The sequence below is a fragment of the Candidatus Contendobacter odensis Run_B_J11 genome (genome assembly GCF_000531125.1).
GTDB lineage: Bacteria > Pseudomonadota > Gammaproteobacteria > Competibacterales > Competibacteraceae > Contendibacter > Contendibacter odensensis.
The window spans coordinates 1-6,243 of the sequence record NZ_CBTK010000137.1 but is presented as its reverse complement, the minus strand read 5'-3'; the positions used below and the strand labels follow the sequence as shown (position 1 = coordinate 6,243).

10 protein-coding genes are annotated in these 6,243 nt (G+C 52.3%); all 10 read left to right on the top strand.

What is annotated here, in order from left to right; translation table 11 throughout:
* The coding region (locus tag BN874_RS23530; protein WP_154724859.1) for a transposase at positions 1-316 on the top strand (316 nt) is incomplete at its 5' end.
* Between the two features lie 65 nt (positions 317-381).
* Positions 382-1,053, top strand: coding sequence for a recombinase family protein (locus tag BN874_RS10420; RefSeq protein WP_034432918.1), 672 nt, complete (start codon positions 382-384; stop codon positions 1,051-1,053).
* Positions 1,053-1,379: a hypothetical protein gene (locus BN874_RS10415; RefSeq protein ID WP_034432917.1), complete on the top strand. Its 327-nt coding sequence runs from the start codon at positions 1,053-1,055 to the stop codon at positions 1,377-1,379. Before BN874_RS10420 ends, BN874_RS10415 begins: the two co-directional genes overlap by 1 nt.
* A 40-nt stretch (positions 1,380-1,419) precedes the next feature.
* The gene (locus tag BN874_RS10410) at positions 1,420-2,859 is read left to right on the top strand and encodes a sensor domain-containing diguanylate cyclase (RefSeq protein WP_034432916.1); all 1,440 of its coding nucleotides are present in this window, start codon (positions 1,420-1,422) and stop codon (positions 2,857-2,859) included.
* A gap of 187 nt (positions 2,860-3,046) precedes the next feature.
* A complete protein-coding gene (locus tag BN874_RS10405; protein ID WP_034432915.1) occupies positions 3,047-3,241 on the top strand; it encodes a hypothetical protein in 195 nt (64 codons plus the stop codon).
* Positions 3,238-3,540, top strand: a complete 303-nt coding sequence (locus BN874_RS10400; RefSeq protein ID WP_034432913.1) for a CCDC90 family protein — start codon at positions 3,238-3,240, stop codon at positions 3,538-3,540. The genes BN874_RS10405 and BN874_RS10400 overlap by 4 nt, the downstream gene beginning before the upstream one ends.
* 71 nt (positions 3,541-3,611) lie before the next feature.
* Entirely contained in the window at positions 3,612-3,851 is a 240-nt protein-coding gene (locus BN874_RS23525) for a type II toxin-antitoxin system HicA family toxin (protein ID WP_081756301.1), read from the top strand.
* Positions 3,848-4,057: a type II toxin-antitoxin system HicB family antitoxin gene (locus tag BN874_RS10395; protein WP_034432911.1), complete on the top strand. Its 210-nt coding sequence runs from the start codon at positions 3,848-3,850 to the stop codon at positions 4,055-4,057. Before BN874_RS23525 ends, BN874_RS10395 begins: the two co-directional genes overlap by 4 nt.
* A 344-nt stretch (positions 4,058-4,401) precedes the next feature.
* Positions 4,402-4,653 carry a helix-turn-helix transcriptional regulator gene (locus BN874_RS23520; protein ID WP_081756300.1) on the top strand — a complete coding sequence of 84 codons (252 nt, stop codon included), beginning with the start codon at positions 4,402-4,404 and terminating at the stop codon, positions 4,651-4,653.
* Between the two features lie 345 nt (positions 4,654-4,998).
* Positions 4,999-6,225: a phage NrS-1 polymerase family protein gene (locus BN874_RS10390; RefSeq protein ID WP_051497696.1), complete on the top strand. Its 1,227-nt coding sequence runs from the start codon at positions 4,999-5,001 to the stop codon at positions 6,223-6,225.
* Positions 6,226-6,243 lie beyond the last annotated feature (18 nt).

Here is a 6,243-nt window from a genome sequence, read left to right as displayed (position 1 = left end):
TTGGGCGGATGGTGGTTATGAAGGTGAAGCGTTTATTGATGGGTGTAAAGAGAAGTTTAACTGTGTGATTGAAATCGTCAAGAAAAAGAAAGGATTTCATGTCTTACCTCGGCGATGGGTGGTTGAAAGAACCTTTGCCTGGCTCAATCGATACCGCCGATTAAGTAAAGATTACGAGCGGAAACCGACATCCAGTCAGAGTCATGTTTATGTTGCTTCAATCCGATTAATGTTGCGGAGAATTTTTAAAGAACGTGCTAAGAAATTAGCTGAAAGCATGGCATTATTACCAGCAACTAATTCTGCGGAAGCTTAGGAGAAAAGGGTTTTTCGACAGTCTCTTAGAGTAGACTGTATCCAGTGACTAAAGGAACGTATACCATGACCACTAAGACGATTGCCTACCTACGAGTTTCAACCGACAAGCAAGCCGACAAGGGAGTTAGCCTTGAAGCGCAAGAGGATAAGACCCATGCATACGCCAGCCTGTATGACCTAGACTTGATCGAGGTCATCGTAGATGCAGGCGAAAGCGCCAAGAGTCTTGATCGCCCCGGCCTACAATGGGCGCTGGCGATGCTCAAGACTGGCAAGGCAGAGGCGTTGTTGGTTGTGAAGTTGGATCGCTTAACCCGGTCTGTGGTTGACCTTGGTAAGTTGATCGAAACCTACTTTGCTCTAGGTAAGGCGGCGCTCATGTCGGTATCGGAACAGATTGATACCCGCTCGGCCTCCGGTCGGCTGGTGCTGAATATCTTGGCGTCGGTTAGCCAGTGGGAACGGGAAATCATTGCAGAACGTACCAGCACTGCTATGCGCCATAAGCAAGATAAAGGCGAATACATCGGCGGCGAGACTCCTTACGGCTTCAAGTTGATCGACGGCGAACTGTTTGAGGATGATGTTGAGCAAGAAGTTATTCAGAAGGCAAAAGACTTTCATACAGCGGGATTGTCACTGCGAAAGATCGCGGCGGAACTGGATAAGCAGGGCATCAAGACGCGGCGGAATTCTCTCTTTGCTGCCACACAGATTCAGAGGATGATTGCCTGATGCAGACTATCGTTGACTTAGAGCAGGTGAAGCGCACACGAATTGAGTTAGCTGATGTAGTAAAGCGACACCCCGAACTGTGTCAGGGTGAAGGCCGCTGGTCTGATAACTTGGATGCACTGGAAGATGGGATTATGGCTACTGGAAAACAGCGCATGGAAAAGTATCGTGCCAAGGAAAAGGGATTGAAGGCCGTCAACGTGTTTTTAACGCCAGAAGCGCAAGAGACTTTGGCCGCGATCATGGCGGAACACCCGAATTTAACAATGGGTGAAATTATCTCAGAGGCACTAACTACGCTTATTACACAATCAGCACGGGCTTAAACTGGCCCTGTCGGCATCAGATAGATCATTGTACAGGCCCATGAGCGCACTAGAAGTTCCACAAAAATTTAGTGGGATTAGTTGGTTCACCCGCAAGTACGCTGGGGGTCTCGAAGCAATTTTTGCGCTGATTCCAGCGCTGGCGATTGCCTACATTCACCAGTTCCAAGACCCGACATTGCGTTTTGTCAGTGCTGAGTTTCATGAGGTAGCTATTGGCGCTGCGATTCTGGTGGCGGTCTTCATCACCGTCGTCACTTGGAAGTGCTATCAATTTTCGGGTGAACCCTTTCTGCGCTGGCTAACCCTCGGATTCCTCAGCTTCGTGTTCGTATACGCACCGCACGGGGTGTTGACCCGGTTTTCACACGATAATATCTGGCTGTTCCTGCTGTACGGCCCGGCATCGCGACTGGTCATGTCAGGGCTATTCCTCATTAGCCTCCTTCACTACGATGCATCGTCGCACCCTCCGCAACGCCGGAGCAACCGCACACTGGTTGTCTGGGGCACCGCTTTTCTGGTTGTGGACGCAGCTATCGCACTGGTTGCGACTTCCCCTTTTGCCAGTCACCCGTGGGTCCGCCTGTCCATGGAGTTTGGTGCCCTCTCCTTCTCGCTGGCAGGCATTTTCATCATGCTTGCACGGCATATCGGCTCGCCGCTGATGAAGTTATTCCTCTTTGCGCTCTCCGGGTTTGCCCTATCCTCGCTCTCTTTTTTGCTAGCCAAGCCGTGGAATCACCAGTGGTGGCTCGCTCACGCAATCTTCGCGGCAGGATTCTTCCTGCTGTCGTATGGCGTCTTGCAAGCGTTTCATACCACCCACGCATTCTCAAAAGTATTTAGCCAAGAGGAGATGATGCGACAACTGGCTGTCGCTAAAGGCGAGGCTGAGAATGCGCTTGAACGTCTGCAATTCGCGAACATCGAACTGGAGCGCTTGGCGGCCACCGACTCCCTAACTAGCGCTAGCAATCGGCGGCATTTTATGGCGCGCACTCAAGCCGAAATGGCGAATGCACGACGGAGTGGCGCTTCTCTTTCGATTCTCGCACTCGATCTGGACCACTTCAAGGACGTGAACGACCACTTCGGCCACCCCGCCGGTGACGTTGTCCTCCAAGCTCTCGTTATTAAGATCATAGAAAGCTTGCGACCGCTTGATGTTGTTGGACGGATGGGTGGAGAGGAGTTCACGGTTTTGCTCCCACAGACTAACTATGAGAACGCATTGGAAGTAGCTGAGCGAATCCGTGAACGAGTCGAGGCCATGCGTGTCCCGGTTGATAGTCACGATTTGCAGATTACGGTGAGCATCGGCGTCGCCCAGTTTGACCTCGACGATAACACGCCAAACGACGTATTCAAACAGGCCGATGATCGCCTCTATCGTGCCAAGCAGTCCGGCCGAAACCGGGTTGTCGGCGCTGCCGTCTCCGTAGGACAGCCTACAGACTGCCGTACTCAAGTCCGGTAACGTTCACGGACATTTAAGAAAGGGTTCATTTCTTGAGGGGAGAAGCCTTCCGGTTTCTGGTTGCTAAAGTAATGGTCCTATCCTTAACAAACCCATTTTTTGACAGCATGACGGGTTCTTGACGCTAGTTGCAAAGGTTATTTTATACGATTACTCTGATAGCCTGTTTTCTAGTAGGGTGACTTTTATGGAAATCGAAAAACGTGGGCGTGGACGGCCTGCAACCGGACTGAACAGTACGATGATGCGAGTCCCTAATCCGTTGAAGCCGGTTGTAGCAGAGCTGATAGCGACCTATCGCCAAGCCAAGATCAAAGCGTGGGAAGCCGCGCCATTGCGAACCGTGGAACTGGCATCACCCAACCGGGAACCACGCCCATGACCGCCCTGACCTTCGACACGCTGGCCTACGTCAAGACGTTGCGGGATGCCGGAGTTGAGGAAAAGCAGGCGGAAGCACAAGCATCCGCGCTGGCAACCGTGCTGAAAGGCAGTGGGGAAGGCGTCGCTACGAAGGCCGATATTCACGACCTGAAGCGAGATATTGAGCTACTCAAAGCCGAATCGAAAAAGGATTTATCCGAAACGAAAGCAGAGTTAATCCGCTGGGTCGTCGGTATCGGCTTTCTACAATCGGCGCTGATTATCGGGATTCTGGCGAAAGTCGCCAAGGTGATTTGATTGAGCGCCCCAGACGATCACGCGGTCGCATGATCCGAGATTGAATCAGACATGAGTAGGGACAGTTGCCAGTGACTCGACGCGACAAGCTATTAGCTGCCGCACAGAATAATCCAGCAGGCTTACGCTTTGATGACTTTGAGACCTTATTATCTCGATCCGGTTGGACGCTGGATCACCAAGGGGGCAGTCATCGGATTTGGTATTCACCCCAAGGTTCTCGATTGCCGATTCAGGAAGGTCAGGTAGGGAAAGCCAAACCCTATCAGGTCAAGCAGTTTCTAACGATCTATCAGAGAGAAAACCCATGAGCGACTTTGACGGGTTCACCATTCAACTACTCATTGATGACGATGGAGATTGGATCGCCCACTTCGTTGAACTTCCCAATATCAGCGCGGGCGGCGATACACCAGAACAGGCGATCTCTGAATTGAGAATTGCATGGCGTCTAGTTAAGGAAAGTTACACGCAACATAATCAAGCAATCCCGGTCGCATTGAAAATCGCAGCGTGAAAAAAGAAACCGGCGATTATTGGCTGATGTTGTATCAGAGTTGCATCAAGGCTTAACCTCTCCCCCAGCGTCACTAGGCGTACTTCCTCAACGTGAGGCTACTATTCGCCGTCCTATCGGGTTATCTGCAAGCAGTCCTACGCAAGGGGGAGATTTATTTAGTGTAGGTGAACTCGTCGGCGTTGTTAATCCCGTTGCTTCAAAAGTCCAAGAAATTGGGGATTGAAAAATGACCATGCCCTTGCAATTCCTAATTAAATCCTGCATGATTCGTATATCTTGTGATAGATCACAGAACAGCCCGCCCTGGCGGGTTTTTTATTGCCCAAAACAAAGGAATTGCTATGACTGACCGCTTTATTCGCTTGCGTGAACTCCCCTCGATCACTGGCATAAGCGCCCGCTCCGTTGCCTATCTACGGGATCGCGGAGACTTTCCAGAACCACGGCGATTAACTGCAAAAAGCGTCGGCTTTCTTGAAAGTGAGATCATGATGTGGATGCAAAATCGTCCCATCGCTCAGCCCGATGGACGTAGCTGCATCCGGGCAACAGGCGAGACTTGGCGGGGGCAAGAGGCGGAAGTGGCAACATGACCGCCCATAAAAAAAGCCCCGCATGAGCAGGGCTTGATGGTGATTGCTCAGCGGCATTGGCCGATGGGCTAGAATGTGTCGTACCGTCATCGCGACGGGAGTTTGACCCTGACCGGTAACTTACGGTCAACCCTTACTTGCTGATGAACAGTTATGGAAGGGCGGAATAATCCGGGAAGAATAAGAATTCGCACCTCTATTCTACTGGATCGCCCCGTAACTGTCATCGGCAAATTAACCCATGCTTTCGATATGGAATTTGCTGAATGAATATCTCAAATCAAGTTGTAATCCCCGCTGAACTCCGCGCACTGACTCAATTACCACCAGCTAGAAGCTGGTGGGTTGACTATCGGCGGGCTAAACCGCCGACTGGAAGAGAAGGCGGCTGGAAGCCGGTGGTTTGCACCACGGGCCGAGCGCCCTTCGGGCGGGCTGAAGCCGCCCACGGACAATCAATGGGTGTGCTGGCGCTACGAAGATCGCAACGGCAAGTCTACCAAGCCGCCGATTGACGCCAAGAGCAACGGCAAACTCGCTTACGCCAAGAGCAACGACCCGGAAACATGGAGCGACTTCGATACCGCTTGCGCCACTGCGGCACGGCTAAAACTGGAAGGTGTCGGGCTAAACGTCTGGGAAGATGACGGGCTTTGTGGCCTTGACCTTGACCATGTGCTTGACCCGGAAACGTGCGAACTCAAGCCAGACGCAGTTGAAGTCGTGGCTCGATTCGCTGGCACCTATATAGAAGTGTCGCCATCGGGTGAAGGGTTGCGAATCTGGTGCAAGGGCAAGCCGCAACGGTCGGGTAAGTGTGTCGGCACGGTCAAGTGGCTGGAAGTGTACAGCTATCCATCAAACCGCTACTTGACCGTTACGGGCAATCGCTACGGCACGGCAACGGCAGTCACTGAACAGCAAGAAGCGCTGGATTGGCTGCATTCTCGGTTCATGGCAACGTCAACAAATGCTTCCACAGAGAGAGAGAGCAACGCCCCAGCTCCTGTGGAAGTCTGTCTTGGCCTTGACGATGCCGACCTGCTGAACAAAGCCAGCCGCGCCAAGAATGGATCGGCGTTCGATGCTCTTTGGGCGGGCAATACGTCCCGCCACAACGGCGATCATTCCGCTGCTGATATGGCGTTGCTGAACGCGCTGGCGTTTTGGACGGGCAAGGACGCTGTGCGGATGGATCGGCTCTTTCGCCAGTCCGGGTTGATGCGCCCAAAGTGGGATGAATCTCACGGCACCAGCACCTACGGCGCAATGACCGTAGATAAGGCGATTGCTGATTGCCGGGAAGTCTATACCGGGTTACAGCCGATATTAACGGCCAGCGGCGAACCAATTGATCCGTATCGCGGAACCGATGACGCCAATGCTGATTTGTTTTTGCGCCAGCACGGCGCAGATGTTCGCTACTGCCCGCCTTGGGACAAGTGGATTTTGTGGACTGGCACACATTGGCGAATTGATGATCGGCTGGATATTGATCGGATGACCGCTGACATTCCAAGGCAGTTATATAACCCAAGTTGCCACCTTCCCTGCTTCAGGAGACAAAATTGAGGCTGCAGGCGAGAACAA

What these genes read in the sequence shown, in the direction of transcription:
- BN874_RS10415 (WP_034432917.1), top strand. Translation starts at nt 1,053, where the DNA reads ATGCAGACTATCGTTGACTTAGAGCAGGTGAAGCGCACACGAATTGAG.
- BN874_RS10395 (WP_034432911.1), top strand. Translation starts at nt 3,848, where the DNA reads ATGAGCGACTTTGACGGGTTCACCATTCAACTACTCATTGATGACGAT.
- BN874_RS10400 (WP_034432913.1), top strand. Translation starts at nt 3,238, where the DNA reads ATGACCGCCCTGACCTTCGACACGCTGGCCTACGTCAAGACGTTGCGG.
- BN874_RS23520 (WP_081756300.1), top strand. Translation starts at nt 4,402, where the DNA reads ATGACTGACCGCTTTATTCGCTTGCGTGAACTCCCCTCGATCACTGGC.
- BN874_RS10405 (WP_034432915.1), top strand. Translation starts at nt 3,047, where the DNA reads ATGGAAATCGAAAAACGTGGGCGTGGACGGCCTGCAACCGGACTGAAC.
- BN874_RS10410 (WP_034432916.1), top strand. Translation starts at nt 1,420, where the DNA reads ATGAGCGCACTAGAAGTTCCACAAAAATTTAGTGGGATTAGTTGGTTC.
- BN874_RS10420 (WP_034432918.1), top strand. Translation starts at nt 382, where the DNA reads ATGACCACTAAGACGATTGCCTACCTACGAGTTTCAACCGACAAGCAA.